This is a genomic window from Maribacter sp. PR1, from assembly GCF_028464145.1.
Classification (GTDB): domain Bacteria; phylum Bacteroidota; class Bacteroidia; order Flavobacteriales; family Flavobacteriaceae; genus Maribacter.
The window spans coordinates 179,091-197,985 of record NZ_JAQPCG010000008.1 but is presented as its reverse complement, the minus strand read 5'-3'; the positions used below and the strand labels follow the sequence as shown (position 1 = coordinate 197,985).

Below are 18,895 nucleotides of genomic sequence, written 5' to 3'. Positions count from 1 at the left end.
TTGAAACACTTAATTTTTATCTTTTAAGGACTGGTTATATAAGTTGACAAATTTTTTATACCCTATTTCTTCCCCTGCCTTCATCCTTGCATAGTCCGCTGGTCTTTCTTGCTTCAACCATTTTATGATCTCGGGTCCGTTATAATTCACAGGCTCGTAATAGTCTTGACCCGAGTACATCATACGATCGAAGCTTTGCGTTTGTTTTCTAAGCTTTTCAATCACCTTCGTATACTTTGGATCATCCGCAAGGTTAAATAATTGATAAGGATCTTGCTTTAGGTTATACAGTTCTTCTTTCGGTTTTCTAGGCTCGAAAAAGGCTTTTTGGTAATCGTTCAAATTTGATTCTTGGTATAGCGTTCGCATAACATGTACACTGGGCCTAAAAAATTCCAGATAGGCCTGATGGGCATCGTACGGAACCTCGGGCATGTCATTTCTTATGTATGACCATTCTTCTGTTACTACTGCTCTGGATTTTTCTTTGATCTCGTCCCACAGATCCCTTGCGCCGTACACATAATCGCGATGAAAGTTTTCTGAAAACATAGATCGTCCGGTCATGAATTCAGGAATTTCTATGTCGGCAAATTCCAATATCGATGCCGTAATATCGGTCGCCATGACGATGTCGTCCCTTGTTTGACCACCTTTAAATTTTTTTGGATAATAGATAATCAACGGAATACGTAGGCCGGGATCATACAGATATCCTTTGCCCTTAATATTACAACGCCCATTATCGCCAATAAAAATGACAATGGTATTATCGGCCATACCCTTTTCCTCCAATTCTTTGAAAATCATTCCTACATTACTGTCCATATGTTCAATTTGGTCCAAGTATTTGGCCCAGTCCAATCGAACAACAGGATGGTCGGCCATGTACGGTGGCAATTCTACTTTATCTGGGTCGACAGGGTGCGGTGATTGATTCCGTATTTCATCCCACCAATCTCCACGGTGTGTCACCTTTAACTGGATTTGGGCAAAGAAAGGCTGGTCTTCCTTTTCAAAATTGTCGTACTTATCAAAAAGTCCAAATTGCTCTTTGCCATCCCATGGTCCTATAGGTTCATGTTTAAAATTAACATCGATCTTTCTCCCTTTCTGTAACACTGAATGATGGCCAAGTATCGTTGTATAACCTGCATTGCGCAACAGTTCGGTGAAAGGGACGTATGCCGTTGACAAGGGAATATTCCTATTGCTTCGATGGTGCTGGGTGTTGGTCTTAAGTTGATGCGTGCCGAGCATCATGGCAGAGCGACTGGGGGAACAAATGGGGTTTGTAACAAAGGCGTTGCTGAATTTTATCCCTTCTTCGGCCATTTTATTCAAAAAAGGTGTTTTAACGTTCGCCATGCCATAACATTCTAAATCTGTACTTATATCTTCGGCCATTAGCCAAATAATATTGGGCCGTGTTAAAGTGTCACTGTTATCTTGCATAGTTTTCACTTTGTTCTGACTACTACAGGAAAGCGTTGAAATACAAGTAATAAATGAGAATATCAGTCGTTTAGTCATTTTTTGCCATTTTAAGTTTAATTTTTAAAAACCCCTCCAGAGTATTGGTAGTGTTCGTTTTTGGTACTTTCTTTTTTCAAGATACTATTTGCTTTTTCCACAAGTTCTGGGTATTCACTCCATACATCGTTTTTCTCTTGAATATCTTTGGATAGGTCGTACAATTCCGTGTGATAATTGTTGCCATACCTTACGGCTTTCCAATTATCCATTCTAATAGCCTGTCTAAAACCTTTTACACTCTCGCCCTGCTGAATTTCCCAATATAGAAAATCATGTTTTGCCTGTTTTTTTTCAAATAGCTCTGGCAAAAAGGAAATACCATCTATTGCATTGGGAATTTCGGCATCGCTTACTTCGGCCAAGGTTGGAAGAACGTCATAAAAGGTTGCCGGATGATCACTTTCCGATCCTGCCCTTATTTTTCCCTTCCAGTACACTATCATCGGTACCCTAACACCCCCTTCATAAACATCCCGTTTAAACCCTCTCAGTCCACCGGAGCTGTCAAAAAAAGTGTAACTATGGTTGTTTTCATTGGTAGGACCGTTGTCACTGGTGAAAATGATCAAGGTGTTCTCCAGTTCGCCCATGTCCTTTAATTTATGGAACAGCCGTTTTATTTGAGTGTCCAACATGGTGATTCTGGCCGCATGGCGCCTCTCTATTTCGGGCCACTCCTGCATATATTCAAGATATAGATCAGTTTTGCGCAGAAAAAACTCTTGGGCGTGTGGGGTTCTATAGGACATATATAAGAAAAATGGCTTGTCCCTTTCCACCTTATTCAGATAGTCCAGCGCAAAGTTCGTCCGAAATTCATCCAGGCATTCATGCTTATAATAATTGTAGAAAATGGAGTCTTGGTCATTGTTTACCCAATGCACTCGTGTATCGAATTCCCGTCCGTTGACATCTTGTCCCCATTGCTCTTGTACTGCATAATCAAAACCACGGCTCTTGGCCCAAGTGGACTGGTCTTCCGGCACTCCTAAATGCCATTTACCGATCATGGCGGTACGGTATCCTACAGATTGGAGCATTTCACCTATGGTTTTTTCTGTTTTTCGTAAAGGAACCCTATCCCATTTCCCATCGATACGACCCTTATTGCCCCTGATGCTTAAATGCCCTGTGTGCAAACCGGTCATTAGAGAGGCCCGGGACGGTGAGCATACCGAAGTGCCCGAATAGAAATCGGTAAATCGCATGCCCTTTGATGCCAGACTATCCAAAAATGGGGTTCTTATCGTCGTTTGCCCATAGGAGCCCAATTCCCCGTATCCCATATCGTCGGCCAGCAAAAAAACGATGTTGGGCTTTTTTGTTCTGTTCTGTTCTTTTGTGCCGTTCTGGCCTTGTGCCATAAAACTAACCCCTAGCAGGAGTAAAAAGGTCCCCCTGTATATTATGCTTGTTTTCAATTTAATACATTTTAAAGTCTATACTTTTTAATTTGTGCCATCTATTTTAGACTATCCTCCCTTTAAAAATAGTTGATTGATCATCCATACCAACAACTTTATTCTTATGCCATTACCAACATTCTTGATCTGTTAAATAGTTAGTATTTTGCACTGGTTTTAAGGTCTTCGATCATAAATGTAAATTCACCTTTTTCAACAGTCCTTACCATATCTTTATTCAATAAAGCCAAAGACCCAAAGGGAATCTCAAAAGAAACTTCTTTGGTCTCACCGACATCGAGCATAATTTTTTGGAACGCCAAAAGTGATTTTACGGGAGTGGTCACAGACGAATAATTATCCCTGAAAAACAGGAGTACACTCTGTTCAACTGGCAGCGGACCCCCATTGCGCACATTTACATTTATTCGTATCGGTTGATCTTTCATTATTTTATCTTCGACAGATAAATTTTCAAAGACCACTTTGGAATAATTCAAGCCATAGCCAAAATCGTACAGAGCCCCGGTAGACTCATCGTTGTACCTTCTAAAATTGGCGGAAGGACGATGGTTATAATAGGTGGGCAATTGTCCTGAACTTTGAGGAAAAGAAACGGGAAGTTTTCCTGATGGGTTATAGTTTCCCAAAAGAATGTCAGCAACGGCCGTGCCACCATATTGGCCAGGCTCCCATGCCACCAATACCCCATCTATGTTATTCTTGATCCAGGGTATCGCCGTCGGTTTGCCAATAACCAATACAACAATGACCGGTTTTCCTGAAGCATGGGCGGCCTTGATGAGTTCGAGCTGTCGGCCAAACAACCTTATGTCGGCTCTATCCGAGTTTTCACCATTGGTCCTATTATTCATATCACTTCTAAGTGAATTATCACCAACCGCAATAATCGATAAATCCGCTTCCAATGCTTTTTGTTTTACCACCTGCAGATCTTGATCTGAAATATTTTTATGATTGCCACATTCATAGTAGGTAATGTTCGATTCATCGAAGGCATTTTGAACGCCTTCTAAAATGGTAACAACATTAATATCGGGTTGATTCACGGCCCAATCGCCCAACAACGTTTGATCGTTGGCGTTCGGGCCGCTTATAAAAATATTCTTGTATTTTTTGGTATCAAGGGGCAACACGTTGTTTTTGTTCTCTAGAAGGACCATTGATTTTAGGGCTGCCTCCAGGGCAAGCTCCTTGGAAGAAGAATCCAATAATTTTTTTTCATTGTCGTCATCGACCAAAACCTTTTCGAACAGTCCCAATTCAAATTTCATCCTCAGGATTTCCTTTACCGCTTTATCGATCCGATTTAATTCTATAGTCCCATTTTTTACATTCTTGATGACCGATTCAAAAAAACCGGGTCCGTGCATGTTCATATCCAGTCCGGCATTGACCGATAATGCTGCGGCAGCCTCCTTGTCCTCTGCAACCCTGTGCAAGGTCTGCAGCCTAAAAACGTCGTTCCAATCACTGACCACAAAACCATCGAAGCCCCAGCGATCACGAAGAATATCAGTTAGCAAATAGTCATTTAAATGACAGGGAACGCCGTTAAGATCTTGATGGGCCGCCATTACGGTTTTTGCCCCGGCCTTAATGGATTTTTCGAATGGTGGGAACCAAACTTCCTCTAAAGTCCTGCGCGACACATCCATCGGTGCAAAATTAAGGCCGTTTAAAGGTTGACTACCTGCCACGAAGTGTTTAAGACAGGAGAGCACACCATTTTCCTTAAGATTCTGTTGGTAGCCCGCTACCATTGCCATACCCATCTCTCCAACTAAAAAAGGATCCTCGCCAAAAGTTTCTCCCGTTCTTCCCCAGCGGGCATCCCTGGCCACATCTACATTGGGTGAAAATGTCCAATGATACCCCGTGAGCCTCATTTCCTTAGCGGTCGCTCGTGCCACTTTTTTCACCAAGGCCGTATCAAAGCTGCTCGCCATGGCCAAAGGAGTCGGAAAAACGGTCGCACCTACATACATGGCATGACCATGAATGGCGTCTTCACCGATCAATAACGGTATCTTTAATCGGGATTCGGTTGCCAATTGCTGTACATAATTGGCTTCGTCAAGACCTTTTACCAGAAGAAGGGAGCCAATTTCCCCATTTCTAATTTTTGTTTTTATGGAGGATATGTCAAGGCCCGGATAAAAATCACGATCAGGATGATGATTTTCAATATCGTCGAGTTGATTTACCCCGCTTAGACCCTGCATGTGCTTCAACCCCACGTATTGTGTCATTTGCCCAACCTTTTCTTTCAGTGTCATTCTACCCAATAAATCGTTCACACGTTGTTCTGTCGATATGTTGGAATCAAGATATGATTGGGCAATTATGGGCCTTAGCGCTACTGAAAGTACCAAAAAAACAAGGCATACACGTTTTTTCATTTTATACATACAAATAAGTAAGATTAGCAACGCCAAATCTAATGGGAGACAAGGAACCCTTGATTGAATTGCTAAAGTTTTGTTTTACGTTGTCTCAATTATATTTCTTATCATTTAGGTCACTATTCAACAGTTTTTAGCCAAACCCGTTGATCGGTATTTACCCTATTCTTGATCATTTCTTGCCAAGCGGTCGGATCTGTTGGTTTCTCGTATTCCTTTCCAGTAGAGGCATAATCACAAAGCAGATAAGATTTTCCATCGTCAGCATCCAACTTAAACTCTAGCCATACCTTACTATTTTTTTTATCATCTGGCAATTGGGAAAGTTTTATATCATTATTGATGGCCATAGGGTTATCCAAAGATTCAAAACCTTCTAAAATACTGCTACGGGCGAGCACTACGGGCCCCCACATGATCGCTTTGAAATTGTTCTCATCAGGAATTTCGATTATCCTGCCAAATACCTCCATGGCGACCTTTATCTCATCGCCATTTTTCCAAAGTCGATCAACAATTTGGCTGTTGCCATTAATGTCGACAGCTAGCTCATCCTCACCATTGATCCCCATTTGAAATTTCTGGCACCATTCCGGTTGGCGAAACACCAAGCCTCCCTCAAAAGGCTCATCGGTTATCAACTTAATGGATACCTCTCCATTTTTAGGATAATCGGTCTCCATTTTCAAGGTCACCATCTTGCCATCGGATAGCTTTATTTTATAGGTTCCTTCGTCGTAGAGATTGATATAAATGTCATCATTTGTTTTGTCGGACATAACCGCCACTTGCCCCAGTTGCAAGAGCCCCCTTGGCACATTTGCCACACAGCATTGGTGATAATTGGTAAAAGCATGGAGCGGCGAGATGAGATGGGGCTCATTGAGGCCCAGCCTACGAACGCCCCAATCACCGGTCATATTGGCCGATGCAAGCAATACATTGTACGTAAGTCTTTCTATTTCATCAGCATAGGATTGATCGCCTGTCAAGGCCAGCAATTTGGCCGACAGACGCTCCCAATAGACCACATCGCAAGGTTCATTCAGCCCTGAAGGTTTGTGCGATGCCCCGACCAATTTGTCGTGATAACCTATGCCTCCGGTAATTACCCGTTCGTTCTCTTGAATGGCAGTATAAATATTCTTTGCCGCGGTGAGATAATCGGGGTTGCCGACGACTTGATACAGATCCAAAAGACCTTCTACACAGGATATGAACTCATAGGCCTTGGTCCATTTTCCTTTCTCCGGAAACCACTCGTGGACCGGTATGCCCGTAAGTCCTTTTTCTACGATTGACGGCGGGGTGTCCGGTACGGAATGCCAATTTTGTACAATGTATTCGGCATAATCCAGATATCTTTTTTCCCCCGTGTCCAAATACAATTTCACCAAAGGTGTAAGGATAGAACTACTTGGCAGGCCATAGAAATTTCCGGTGTCCACCATCGGGACCGAATTTGGGCCGACCTCTCCCATCAGTTGGTCCATCATACCCTTTGCCGCCTTTAATATCTCGGGATTTTTTAACAACTCGTAACTTTCCACAAGACCCCAAAGGGCATATTTCCGGTTCCATACATTCCATACATCGCCCTCTACAAAGGCCGAGTTTTCATAACTCCCTATATATCCATTTACATCCTGTGAGGCAATCAAACGTTTGGTTTCTCTTTCGATGGTGTTTTTGATGTTTTGATCGCCCGTGTAGCGATATGCCGCAATGGCGGACAAGGTCCACTTGCCCCAAAATTCTCCTTGCCAAAGCCCTCTACCTTCATGGAATTTATCATCCATGCGTATTTCAAAGGCTTTGGTTGCCTCTGTCGCAATTTCGTTGGCGGCAAAGTCCGAAGCAATCCGCTTATCTATGATTTTGTTGATTTCCTGCCCCACACAACCCTTCAGATCCACATTTTCAAGTTCGGCGAAATTTAATTTGTCTTCGATCTTTATCAATGAATTTTCCTTGGTTTCGACCTTTGGGGTCGTATCGTTCTTACAACCCGCGATTACAATGAGGGAAAGAATTGAATAAATGTATACTTGTTTTTTAATGTTCATTTGAATGGGTGTTTAAGTTTATTTTTAATTTTTATTACGTTAGCCTGCATTTTCCTCTTTGAATTAGTTATGAATTGGTTGTTGATCCATATAACGAGGTTGAACATTCGACCTCAAAAAGAAATCGAACGGTGTTTTTTTGCATACTGTCGGATAACCTTTTCATCATTCATCTATAGTTTATACGTTATAGCTATTAATCAAATACATTATTAATACACTGGTATTTTATTGTAACTACATTTTTGTTCGACCGGTACCGGACCAAAAAAACGATGCATCGTAATATTTCAGTCCGCATAATATTTTTCAAAGTGGGCCTTGTAATACGACCATAATTTCTTGGTTATCTCGGGATACATTTCCCGTACATTGTGACGTTCAAAAGGATCATTTTGCAGATCAAATAGCGACATTTCCAAAGTTTGTTGCTTGTACTTACCCGATCCACCATCATTACCTTGTTGCAATACACTTTTATACGGATGGGTAATATGAAGTTTCCATCGGCCGTCTCCATCAATAATAGCCTCGAGATTGTTCAAATTACTGATGGCATAGTATTCATGGGGATTCTTAAAATCGGTTTCCCCTTTTAACAGGTTTACCATACTCTTGCCATCCAAATCTTTATCGTTTAAAGTTATTCCCGACAGCTCACAAAGGGTCGGCAAAAGATCGATGGAGAAAAAGGTATCGTTCGAAAAAGAATCAGGTTGGATAAGTGGCGGATACTTCACTATCAGACTCGATTTGATGCCGCCATCGAACGATGTGGTTTTCCCCTCCCTAAAAGGTGTTTTTCCTGCATGGTTGCCATAAGACAGCCATGGGCCATTGTCGGAAGTGACTATAAAAATCGTATTATTGTCGATCCCAAAACCCTTTAATGCCTTATTGATCCGACCTATGGAATGATCCAATTCCATGATTACATCACCGTATTTCCCAACGCCTGACTTACCTTCAAATTCCTTACCGATAAAAAGAGGCACATGCGGCATGTTAAAGGGCAGGTACAACAAAAACGGATCGTTCTTGTTCTTTTCAATGAACTGTAGCGCATACTCCGTAAATCGGTTTGTAAGGTTTTGTTGATCCACTTCCTCCATATCCTCGATGATCACCTTGCCGTTCTCCCAAAATTGCAATGGATATTTACCCCATGTTTCCGGGTCATCAGGGTGATGTTTCCACATGTCATGGGAATACAAAATACCTGCTGTCTCGTCAAAACCCCGATCCCATGGTCTTGTACCATCCGAATCGCCTAAGTGCCATTTCCCAAATAGTGCTGTTCTATATCCATTTTCCCTATAGATCTCACCCATGGTGGCAAAGGTTCTTTCCAGTCCCTTGTCCTTTGGTTTTAAGGCTCCAAAAATTTTGGTCCTTCCAGGATATGACCCAGTCAGCAAGGCGGCCCTAGAAGCCGAACAAACGGCCTGTGGTACATAAAAGTTATGATATGTACCGCCTTCTTTCGCAAGCTCGCCCATATTTGGCGTATAGTGAACGCTCTTGTTGTTAGGCTCAAAATCGGCCCATCCCGAATCATCCAAAAATATGAGAACAACATTGGGCCTTTCTTGCGCCAAGGCAAGGTTGGTAAGGCTCGATTGCAAACAGATGACTGCAAAAAGGTATAGAGTTCTTACTTTCATAATTTTATTCTTGGCTAGTTTTTCCCATACTCGAAGTGCTACTTAACAAGGGAATAGGAAAGGAATAAAAAATCGGCGGAATTTTCGATGTTCAACGCTACCTGTCCTTTGCTGTCGCACGTTTCGGTCCACATGGCCCCGGTCATTAGATTTTTAAATTTTATTTTTTTATTTGCGCAAAAATTCAACGCAAGTTTTTTCATATTCTCCTTGTTGTTCAATTCTCTAAAGACCGTCAAATATCCCGTATCCGATTGATGATGGTTTTGAAAGCCTGTCCAACTCCTATCATTGGGTTCGTCACCGATAGGGTAAACGATCCCTTCATACATTCTTTCCCTATTCTTTTTATAGATGGATAGTAGTTGTTTGATATCGGATCTTGCTTGCTGGGAGATATACTGTGTTTCCTGAAAAAACAGCGGACTACCCATTAAAGCGATGGCCACGGCATACTTGTGGTTATAAAGATGGGCGTTGCCTTTTTGTTTATCGGTCATATCGATATTCTGTATCGAGATCTGAAACTTGTTAAGATTCAGATATTTTGAGACCTGCCAGGCATCGCGCAACATCAGATAGGGTATATAGCCCGTAGTGTTGGACTTAACCGTGCGGTTGGCCAAAAAGATATTGCCATATTCACGACCAAAAAAGTAACCTATCCTAGGCTCATTCTCCGTTACATCCCAATTGACCCTGACCATTCTATCGGTATAGTTCACAAATTCGCGAGTAAGCTTCATCAATGCCTCTAGTTCATCATAGTTGTGCAGATTAACCATATCGAACTTGTAATAAGAAAACCCTCCATTGTCGAACGCCGTCTTTAGATCTTCTAGATCAGCGGCCCAGTTTTGTCCATATTTCCTAGCGAAAACCGGATTGAGGCTTCCCAACGAAAACCAAAGCCCCAGTTTTATATTGTGTTCTTTGGCCGCGGCTTTGACATTGATCCATCCCTCGGGATATTTCGATGCATCTGGCCGCCAGCTTATGGTCGACATTGCGGGTATGCCATCGGGGTTTTGCCAACCATCATCGATTTGCTGCACATCCAATCCAAGTTCTGCCTGAGATTCGATTTCCTTTAAAACATTGGTTTCAGATGCCGCTGCCATGCGATTGTTACTGCCCCATGTATTCGCCAATATGTAAACATCGAGATTTTTATCAACGGGGTAACGCAATCGGTCGAATATTTTGATGTTCGTATCACGATTTAGGTCATCGCCGCTATAAAGGATACACCAATTGGCCCAAGCGGAACGCCACTCGTTCTTTAGATCCGTTGCCTTTAATCCCCATCCCGTAATACTCACACCGTCGCTGTCAACGATGAAGCTACCGGTATCGATACCTGGTTGGTTAACGCATTTATGTGATTCTTTTATGAGTACTAAACCACCTTTATCATCCTTGACCGTAAGTACACTGGCCCAATCATAATCCTCGGTACTCAAAACCGTAGCGGTGTACGTTTCTTCTTTTATAATTTTAAGATTGGCGGTATTCCGTTCTTGGGTCTGGTTATAATACCCGGCAATTTCTCGGTTGATGCCGTTCCAATCTACAGGCAAAAAATCCGATCTGGGTTCTTTGTCGATGGCCCGATCCAAATTCAATCCTTGTATGGCCTTGACCTGGATCTGCGTACGGATACCGGGAGCATTCGGGTAGACCCAAATAATGTACCTCAACAGAACACCGGTATCATATGCCATTTCGGCCACAACTTCTATATGTTCCGAAGTGTACTCGTCATCGTTGCCAATTTCAGCGGTAAGCCCATTTAATTTACAGCCGACAGTGCTATCAATCAAGCCCGGAAGGCTCCAATCTGTCTTAAACGGGTGGTCTTGAGTGATCCACTCCTTTTTGTTCTCCGGATTGGTAATGGCAACTGTCATGAAACCATGATCCGTATATTGCCAAACCCTTTTGAAATATGCTGTGGATACCACCAGCTTATTACCGTTCGTTAGTACACGGGCATCTTCCAGTCGAATATCAATCACGGGAAGATTTTGATTTAAAGCCCTTACTTTGTTAAATAACAAAAGTAAAAAGGGTATAATAGCTAATTTAATTAAGGATTGCCGATGCATTTAAACATTATATAAAGTGAAAGATATTCCTATAATTTAAGGGCATTCATCTATTAAGATTCAAAAAGGGAATAGTGTGTTGTGAGTAACGAAACATCGCAAATCCTAAAAAATCTAGAATCTGCAATGTTTGTTTCGATACTCAACTAACTCAACTAACTCAACTAACTTTCTTTTGCTAAATCTTATTCGCAATATGGAACTCTCATTTCTATTATTAATCAGTATCCAGGATTTTGAACAAGATTGGGGTTTGCATCTATTTCTGCCTGAGGTATTGGGTAAAGAATGTCTTCTTCTGTAAAATTAGCGTATGCTTGTTGTTGGGCAACTTCCAGAAATAGTCCTCTTCTCTTCAAATCGAAAATACGGTGGTTTTCGTTTACAAACTCCAATCTTCTCTCATCTAAGATCATGTTCGTAAGGTCTTCTGGCGAAGCGACCATTGCCAGTGTGATATCTCCAAGATTAGCCCTATTTCTAACCATATTTAACTTTACCAGAGCGTCATTATTTAAAGGCGAAACCTCATTTAAAGCTTCTGCATACATTAAAAGCACGTCCGAATACCTTAATACAGGATAATTAATTCTTGTGAAAGCCATATCCTTCGAAAATTCTACATCATCGTATTTTCTACTATAATATCCGGTACCTTTGGTAAATTCTACAGTTTCTCCTGTGCCCGGGTCTGTGTACTCGTTCCACACCATATCAATAAATCGCGTATCGTTCTCTTGGTCGTACAGGGCCAAAAGAGGATCTTTTAACCATATATTTCCAAAAGCCCTTCTAAAACCAAATTTACCTAGGTTGTTGGGGAATCCAAATTGTGCAACTTGATGCGTGCTTTGATTAGCCTCACCGTTTACGGCATAAGAAAATAACCATTCAGGGCCGTTGTCATTCTCAGCTTTGAATATATCCTTGAAATTGGGCTCAAGATAATATTCATTTGATTCCATAACCGCAGTGGTCAAGTTGACTGTTTTTTCAAAGTCTCCCAATGTCAGATATACTTTTGCAAGTAGTGCTTGGGCCGCCCCTTTTGAGGCCCTACCCGCATCGTCCGCAGCATATTCACTTTTTAAAGGCAGCTGATTTATCGCAACGTTAAGATCGGTAATTATGGCATCATAAACTTCGGAAATCGGCGTCCTGCTGACCAAAAAATTATCATCTCCTTCGGTTTCTTTTAAAATTAGTGGAACATCACCAAAAATTCTGACCAAATTAAAATAGTGCATGGCACGCAAAAAACTAGCTTCCCCCTCAATTCTTGATTGCAGGTCAGGATCTATGTTGGTTGCCGAGTTTATATTCGATAGAACAAAATTTGCCAAGCTTATAGGTTCGTAACATGCTCTCCACATGTTGTAAACCCTCACCTCGCCAGAAGACCAGGTACCATTTGCCATACCGGACACGTGATTGTTGTTACACCCAAAGTCGTGACCTGAACTTTCGAACCAGAAATTCCACCCAAACACCGCAGGGGGCATTTCCATAGTTCTGGTATACACAGAATTAACAGCGCCAATGGCATTGACCTCCCCATTCCAAAAATTACTTGAACTTAGTAATCCTTTTGGGTCTTCTTCCAAAATATCCTCACATGAAAGCGACAACAAGAGAATTAACGGTAGTATTAAATGCCTTTTCTTAAACGAATATTTATTATTTCTCATGACTTTTTTTTTAAAATTCTAAATTAACCCCCAGAGTAAATGTTGTGGCAGTAGGATACGCACTGTAATCTATTCCCACTCCATATTCGTTTCCTGAAAAAACGTTAATATTGGGATCCAATCCAGTATAATCCGTAATTGTCCATAGATTGTTGGCATTGGCATAGATTCTAAATCTTGACAGATTGAGTTTTTGAACCAAATCCCTTGGAAATGAGTATCCCAAGGTCAAGTTTTTTAACCTTGCATACGATCCATCCTCTACATAGCTATCATCTATAGATAATTGACCCCCACCGGTATTTGGAATTAAGTAGGTACCTGAAGCGTTTGGATTATCACTCCCAAAAAAATTATCGTAATATGACTGGGTCACGTTCGTTCCTGCGGTAGGTCTTTCTAGATAATACCGCGTTACGTTCAATACCTCTCCCCCGTAAGAGAACTCCCAAAAAAAGCTTAAGTCAAAATCCTTGATTTTTAAATTGTTGAGTAGGCCACCACTAAAATCTGGTTGTGCATTTCCACCGACGATGCGGTCATCTGCATCAATTACCCCATTGTCATCCTGATCGACGAACCTTTTTGTTCCGATACCAATAGTCCCATATTGCGCAGCAGCATCCAACTCCTCTTGGTTTTGAATTATCCCATCGCTTTCCAGCACATAAAAATCTCCTAGAGGACGGCCAACACTGGTTATACCCGTATTGAATGAATTGGTGCCAAATGGCCTTGCTATTTCAGGTGCCCTTATGACAAATGGCCTTCCTCCTAAATCAAGAATTTCATTATCAATGAAGCTAATGTTAAAATTGGTATCCCAAGAAAATTTTTCGCTATCAAAGTTTACCGTATTAAGGCTAAACTCGAATCCTTTATTCCTAATTGAACCAGCATTGGTCAATACACTTGTATAACCAGATGTAATAGGTAACGGAAAATCCAACAACAAATCAGATGTGGTTTTATGAAAATAATCTACCGTCAAGGAGATTTTATTTGACAGAAACGCAATATCCAACCCTCCATCATATTGCTCCGTAGTTTCCCACTTTAAATTTGAACTTGGTATTCGGCTTGGGCTATAAGATAATGTGGTATTTACCCCGTTCACTGTACCGAAGGTCGATGCCTGTATAAGAGCCAGAGTACGATAAGGATCAATAGCCTGACTACCAGTTTGACCATAACTGGCCCGAAGTTTTAAATTGCTTATGAAACCTGAGTCTTTAAGAAATTTTTCATTGGAAACTCTCCAGGCCAATGCAGCAGATGGGAAAAAACTGTATTGGTTGTCACCCTGAAATTTTGATGAGCCATCGTACCTGCCCGTTACGGTCACATAATATCGACCATCAAAAATATAGTTAAATCTTCCTAGAAAGGACTGCAAGCCCTGATTCGAATAATTGGACCCTAAAGAAAAAAGTTCCGTGCCCGAGCCCAAACTATAGTAACCTGTATCATCATTCGCAAAATCCCTTGCATCACCATTGAAACTTTGATTTTCCCTGTCTTGAACCTCGTATCCTAGAACACCATTAATTTTATGTTGCCCGAGCTTTTTGTCAAAATTTAAGGTAGTTGTACTTAATAAGTTTGTATTTAGTGCATGAACTTGCCTAGCTCGGCCGATAAAATTACTTCTTTGGGTAAAGGTAGGTTCGTACTGCCTTACATTTCGTGACGTATAATTAACGCCGAATAACTGCTTGATCTTTAATGACTCCGTAATATCGTACTCTACGAAAACATTGCCTAAAAAATTCAAATTTCTCTGATCTCTCGTAATCTCTAAAGCATTTTCAACCGGATTTGGGAATGGAAAGGCCGAGAATGGGTTTTCGACAATATAGTTGCCGTCTTCGTCACGAACAGGAAATGTTGGGGGAGGTGAGTATGCGTCGATGTAACCTCCGGCATAGCTGTTTGAACTACTATCACCAAAGTCTCCTTCATAATCAGATTGGCTAAATGTTAAATCGGTCCCAAAACGCAATTTATCCTTAAGGTCTCCATTAAGCGAAATTTTAGCTGAATAACGTTCAAAACCAGACCCCTTTATTACACCTTCTTGCTTAAAATTGCCCAACGAGAAAAAATAAGTTAGATTTTCATTTCCTCCAGAGACACTAAGCTGCGTATCCCTTATTGCAGCCTCTCTAAGCAACTCGTCCCTCCATATCGTACCCGCTGTACCGGCATCAAATGCGCCTATTTCTTCCGGAGTATAAAGTTCAAATCCATCTTCACTGTCATTTGCATTTGTAATGGCAATATTTCTGAACCTAGCGAAATCTCCTGCACTTAAAACGTCATATTGCCTCATCTCACGTTGTATGCCATAATAATTGTTTATGGTTATTCTTGCTTTTCCCGCTTTACCTGATTTTGTAGTTATGAGCACAACACCATTGGCTCCACGAGACCCGTAGATGGCCACCGCAGATGCATCTTTCAATATTTCCATTGACTCAATATCCTCGGGATTGATTCCTGATAAAGCGTCTGATGAAAAATTCCCATTTTGTTCCGGGGAAGACTCAATTGGCACCCCATCAACAACAAAAAGAGGGTCGTTATTTCCTTGTAAAGAATTGGTTCCTCTAATTCTAATAGTAACACCGGCACCAGGAGCACCAGAATTGGAACTCACATTCACACCTGCAGACCTACCCGATAGATTTTGCGTTATGGAGGCCGTCGGCAATTTTTCTATATCGTCCATATTTACCGAACTTACCGCTCCTGTAAGGTCACTTTTTAAGGATGTGCCATAACCAATAACAACAACCTCATCAAGACCGGCAGCACTTTCCTCTAAGGTAATAGTCAAATTGGATTGATTGTTTAACGGTATTTCTTTCGATGCAAAACCGATATAACTCACTTCGAGAACAGCATTTTCATCGGCAACCGCAATGGAAAAGTTACCATCAAAATCGGTTTGGGTGCCGTTGGTCGTACCTTTTTCTACTACGTTGGCTCCCGGCAATGGTGCTCCGTTCGTGTCGACTACCAATCCCGTAATTTCCATTTGTAATATAGGCGTGTTGGAAGTTTGCTTTTTAGGGGTCAAAACTACCTGATTCTCATTCATCTTAAAGTCTAGATTAACCATAATGGTCAACCTTTTTAACACTTCTCGAATGTTCTCCCCTTCAGCATTTATGGATATTCTTTGATTGTCATCAACTTCTTTAACATTATAAAAAAAACGGTAACCCGTTTGAGAACGAATTTCACTTAGTATTTGCTTTAAAGGAGTGTCGTTGTAATGAAGCACAATTTTTTTCTGTGACATTGCCGTATTGGCAGACAACTGAAACAATACAAGGGTTGCAATAACTAAACTGTACTTCATTTTGCGCCTTAGTTTTTTTACACGCTTCTTTTTGAGGAAGTCATCCTCATCATTTTTTTTCATAATTTTGGGTGTCTTTGATTGTTAGTAATTGTTCTAATGGTCATTTAGTAGAAAGGGAGGTGTTGAAGCCACTTCCTTTTCTTTTTATTCTGAAATTGTAATTATATTTTCGTTTATTTCAAATTTAAAGGGTGTACTCAGTGAAATGGTCTTGAGAACAGATTCGATTTTTTCATCTGTAAATTCACCTTTATATATTTCATTTTCTAGACCGATGACATTGTTCACAAATTTAACTGCGTATCTTCTTTCTAGTCTTTGTAAAATTTCTGAAAACTTGAGGTTATCAATAATTAAACGCCCTTGAATCCATGCGGTATAGTTATCGGTATTCACTTTGGTCTTATCAAAACTATTTCCGAATTTGTGATAGTTGGCTTGAAAATTGGGCGATAACAGAATCTCATTGTCAGGGGTTCTGGTTTCGTACACACTAACAGCGCCTTCTACCAAGGTGGTAGCTATGTTTTCATCTGTGTCATAAGACGAAACATTAAATTTAGTGCCAAGCACTTTAATATCAACCTCTTGGGTATTTACTATAAAAGGATGGTTTTTATTTTCGCTCACTTCGAAAAAAGCCTCCCCTTCCAAATAAACCATCCGTTCTTTTTCCCGCTTTGAAAAATGGCTAGGAAACCGGAGTTTTGAACCGGCATTTAACCAAACAAGGGTTCCATCTGATAGTTTCAATTTAAAAGTTTGCCCATTAGGAATGAAAACCTCATGAAATTTGGTTTTGGCATCCCTTTCTTCTGCGCTTACCTCAAATGATAAAGTATTTCCTTTTTTACTAGCTACTACGACACCATCATCAGCAGTAATGTTTTGATCATTTTCTGATAGTTTTCGGGTTGATCCATCAGAAAATTTGATTACAATCTCGTTTTCGATAGAAGATTGATTTTGCTTTTCTACAGTTTTATTGAATGAATTAATTTGAACTTCATCAAAACGCTGCTTAGTTAAAAAACCAATTGAAATTAAGACAGTGATTATTGCAGCATACTTTAATATGGTGAAGTAAGTTTTAGGTCGATTTGTTGATGGCTTGATCCTTGAAATAAACCTTTCATACGCTTGTTCAGCATCAAAATCTACCGATATTTCTCGACTTGTCTCTTTTAATCGATTTTTAAAATGGGACATATTGGACTCATCAGCCAATAGCCATTCTTTCAAAACCTCCCTTTCATCAGACGATAGGGTACCGCCAATAAACTTTTCAATCAACAAATCGTGTTTAGACATTTGCCACTTCTTTTACACTATAGATGCACTATTTATAAAAAACCCCTATTTATTTTTTATTTTTCATAGATTTAACCCTTAATAATTTGCATTATGGACGAAAAAAGACTAATCAAGTGGTTACGCCAAGGCAAAGCCGATGCCTATCGATATCTATTTACAGAATACTATGATTGGCTTTGTAATTATGTTTTCAAACTCTGTCAAGACCGCTCCCTATCGGAAGATATCGTGCAAGATGCACTCGTAAACCTATGGAATAAAAGAGAAGGTCTAGTGATTAGTGCTTCCCTTAGGAATTATCTTTTCAAGACTTGTCACAATCAATTTTTACAACATGTCAGAAGTCAAAAAGTTGAATTTGACACCTTGGATAAAATCAGATGGGATGTCATTTCTGAGGCAACCTTAGAAGATAATCTATTTGATTTTAGAATGGAAAAACTACATCATTTAATCGACCAGTTACCTCCTCGATGCAAGGAAATATTTATTCAAAACAAGCTCGAAAAAAAGAAATACAAAGAAATCGCCATTGACATGGGGATATCAATAAAAACCGTTGAAAACCAAATGTCAAAAGCGCTCCAGTTTCTACGTGCAAATGCCACTAGCTTTATGTTATAAATTAGTTAGTTGTAATGAAGTAGATGACCAATAATTACAATTAATGGCGTGCTCAATATATATTAATTTGTTCCATTTATAAATGTGAATTAAACTATTCTTGGTAAGAGGAAGATTTGGAGCAAGTAGTTAATTGGATTTTTTACAGCGAATAAAAATACTAATATTCCTTTTTTCCGCCAACACCACTTTTTTTAATATGAAAGTTTTAGATTCTTATCTTACCGTCCAGTTAAATATAGTAAGTCCAAATCAACTATGGTTTGAATTTTTGGTCAATCGTCAACAACTGTTGACGATTAAAATTTTGTTGACCGATTTGTTGACGAATGAAACCAAATCAAATCAATTAAAATGATGGGCCAAAAACGACAAAACCCTGCAAATCATAGATTTTGCAAGGTTTTGGTTTAAAATGGAGTTGCCTCCTAGTGACCTCTATGATATTTCATTAGAGAATAAATCCTAAATATTGAGGATTATTTACAAATGAAACATCAATATGAATCTCGTACTTTACTGTTGATTTTTGGAACATGCTTTGCCTATACCTCTGCGGAAGTAAGTAAATTTTCCCTCCCAAGGTTGGTAGCAATCACGGACCTCCTCGGTCGATGTTCAAGAGCTTGCCACGGGCAAGCCCTTGACCTTCTATTCCTTGTTTAGCAACCCATATAGTCATATGATGCTATGATT

General features: G+C 40.3%; 10 protein-coding genes. 1 reads left to right on the top strand and 9 read right to left on the bottom strand.

All coding sequences use genetic code 11. The annotated features are described in order from the left end of the window. Positions 1-9 precede the first annotated feature (9 nt). From PP182_RS17130 to PP182_RS17090, 9 genes are all read right to left on the bottom strand, one after another. Positions 10-1,533 (bottom strand): sulfatase family protein, encoded by a 1,524-nt coding sequence (locus PP182_RS17130; protein ID WP_272652491.1) that lies wholly within the window; start codon positions 1,531-1,533, stop codon positions 10-12. 17 nt (positions 1,534-1,550) lie between these two features. Then, positions 1,551-2,957 (bottom strand): arylsulfatase, encoded by a 1,407-nt coding sequence (locus PP182_RS17125; protein ID WP_272652490.1) that lies wholly within the window; start codon positions 2,955-2,957, stop codon positions 1,551-1,553. Between the two features lie 140 nt (positions 2,958-3,097). Next, complete coding sequence (locus PP182_RS17120; protein ID WP_272652489.1) at positions 3,098-5,362, bottom strand: glycoside hydrolase family 3 N-terminal domain-containing protein; 2,265 nt, start codon at positions 5,360-5,362, stop codon at positions 3,098-3,100. Positions 5,363-5,484: 122 nt separating this feature from the next. Continuing rightward, the gene (locus PP182_RS17115; protein WP_272652488.1) at positions 5,485-7,431 is read right to left on the bottom strand and encodes a beta-L-arabinofuranosidase domain-containing protein; all 1,947 of its coding nucleotides are present in this window, start codon (positions 7,429-7,431) and stop codon (positions 5,485-5,487) included. 290 nt (positions 7,432-7,721) lie between these two features. Continuing rightward, positions 7,722-9,095, bottom strand: a complete 1,374-nt coding sequence (locus PP182_RS17110; protein WP_272652487.1) for a sulfatase-like hydrolase/transferase — start codon at positions 9,093-9,095, stop codon at positions 7,722-7,724. A gap of 38 nt (positions 9,096-9,133) precedes the next feature. Further along, the gene (locus PP182_RS17105; protein WP_272652486.1) at positions 9,134-11,113 is read right to left on the bottom strand and encodes an alpha-galactosidase; all 1,980 of its coding nucleotides are present in this window, start codon (positions 11,111-11,113) and stop codon (positions 9,134-9,136) included. Between the two features lie 311 nt (positions 11,114-11,424). Next, a complete protein-coding gene (locus tag PP182_RS17100) occupies positions 11,425-12,891 on the bottom strand; it encodes a RagB/SusD family nutrient uptake outer membrane protein (protein WP_272652485.1) in 1,467 nt (488 codons plus the stop codon). Between the two features lie 10 nt (positions 12,892-12,901). Further along, positions 12,902-16,321, bottom strand: a complete 3,420-nt coding sequence (locus PP182_RS17095; RefSeq protein WP_272652484.1) for a TonB-dependent receptor — start codon at positions 16,319-16,321, stop codon at positions 12,902-12,904. 84 nt (positions 16,322-16,405) lie between these two features. Beyond that, entirely contained in the window at positions 16,406-17,572 is a 1,167-nt protein-coding gene (locus PP182_RS17090; protein ID WP_272652483.1) for a FecR family protein, read from the bottom strand. A 93-nt stretch (positions 17,573-17,665) separates the two neighbouring features. Here PP182_RS17090 and PP182_RS17085 point away from each other — a divergent pair, with 93 nt between their 5' ends. Further along, complete coding sequence (locus tag PP182_RS17085) at positions 17,666-18,199, top strand: RNA polymerase sigma-70 factor (protein ID WP_272652482.1); 534 nt, start codon at positions 17,666-17,668, stop codon at positions 18,197-18,199. Positions 18,200-18,895 lie beyond the last annotated feature (696 nt).

What these genes read in the sequence shown, in the direction of transcription:
- PP182_RS17130 (WP_272652491.1), bottom strand. Translation starts at nt 1,533, where the DNA reads ATGACTAAACGACTGATATTCTCATTTATTACTTGTATTTCAACGCTT.
- PP182_RS17110 (WP_272652487.1), bottom strand. Translation starts at nt 9,095, where the DNA reads ATGAAAGTAAGAACTCTATACCTTTTTGCAGTCATCTGTTTGCAATCG.
- PP182_RS17100 (WP_272652485.1), bottom strand. Translation starts at nt 12,891, where the DNA reads ATGAGAAATAATAAATATTCGTTTAAGAAAAGGCATTTAATACTACCG.
- PP182_RS17120 (WP_272652489.1), bottom strand. Translation starts at nt 5,362, where the DNA reads ATGAAAAAACGTGTATGCCTTGTTTTTTTGGTACTTTCAGTAGCGCTA.
- PP182_RS17095 (WP_272652484.1), bottom strand. Translation starts at nt 16,321, where the DNA reads ATGAAAAAAAATGATGAGGATGACTTCCTCAAAAAGAAGCGTGTAAAA.
- PP182_RS17090 (WP_272652483.1), bottom strand. Translation starts at nt 17,572, where the DNA reads ATGTCTAAACACGATTTGTTGATTGAAAAGTTTATTGGCGGTACCCTA.
- PP182_RS17085 (WP_272652482.1), top strand. Translation starts at nt 17,666, where the DNA reads ATGGACGAAAAAAGACTAATCAAGTGGTTACGCCAAGGCAAAGCCGAT.
- PP182_RS17115 (WP_272652488.1), bottom strand. Translation starts at nt 7,431, where the DNA reads ATGAACATTAAAAAACAAGTATACATTTATTCAATTCTTTCCCTCATT.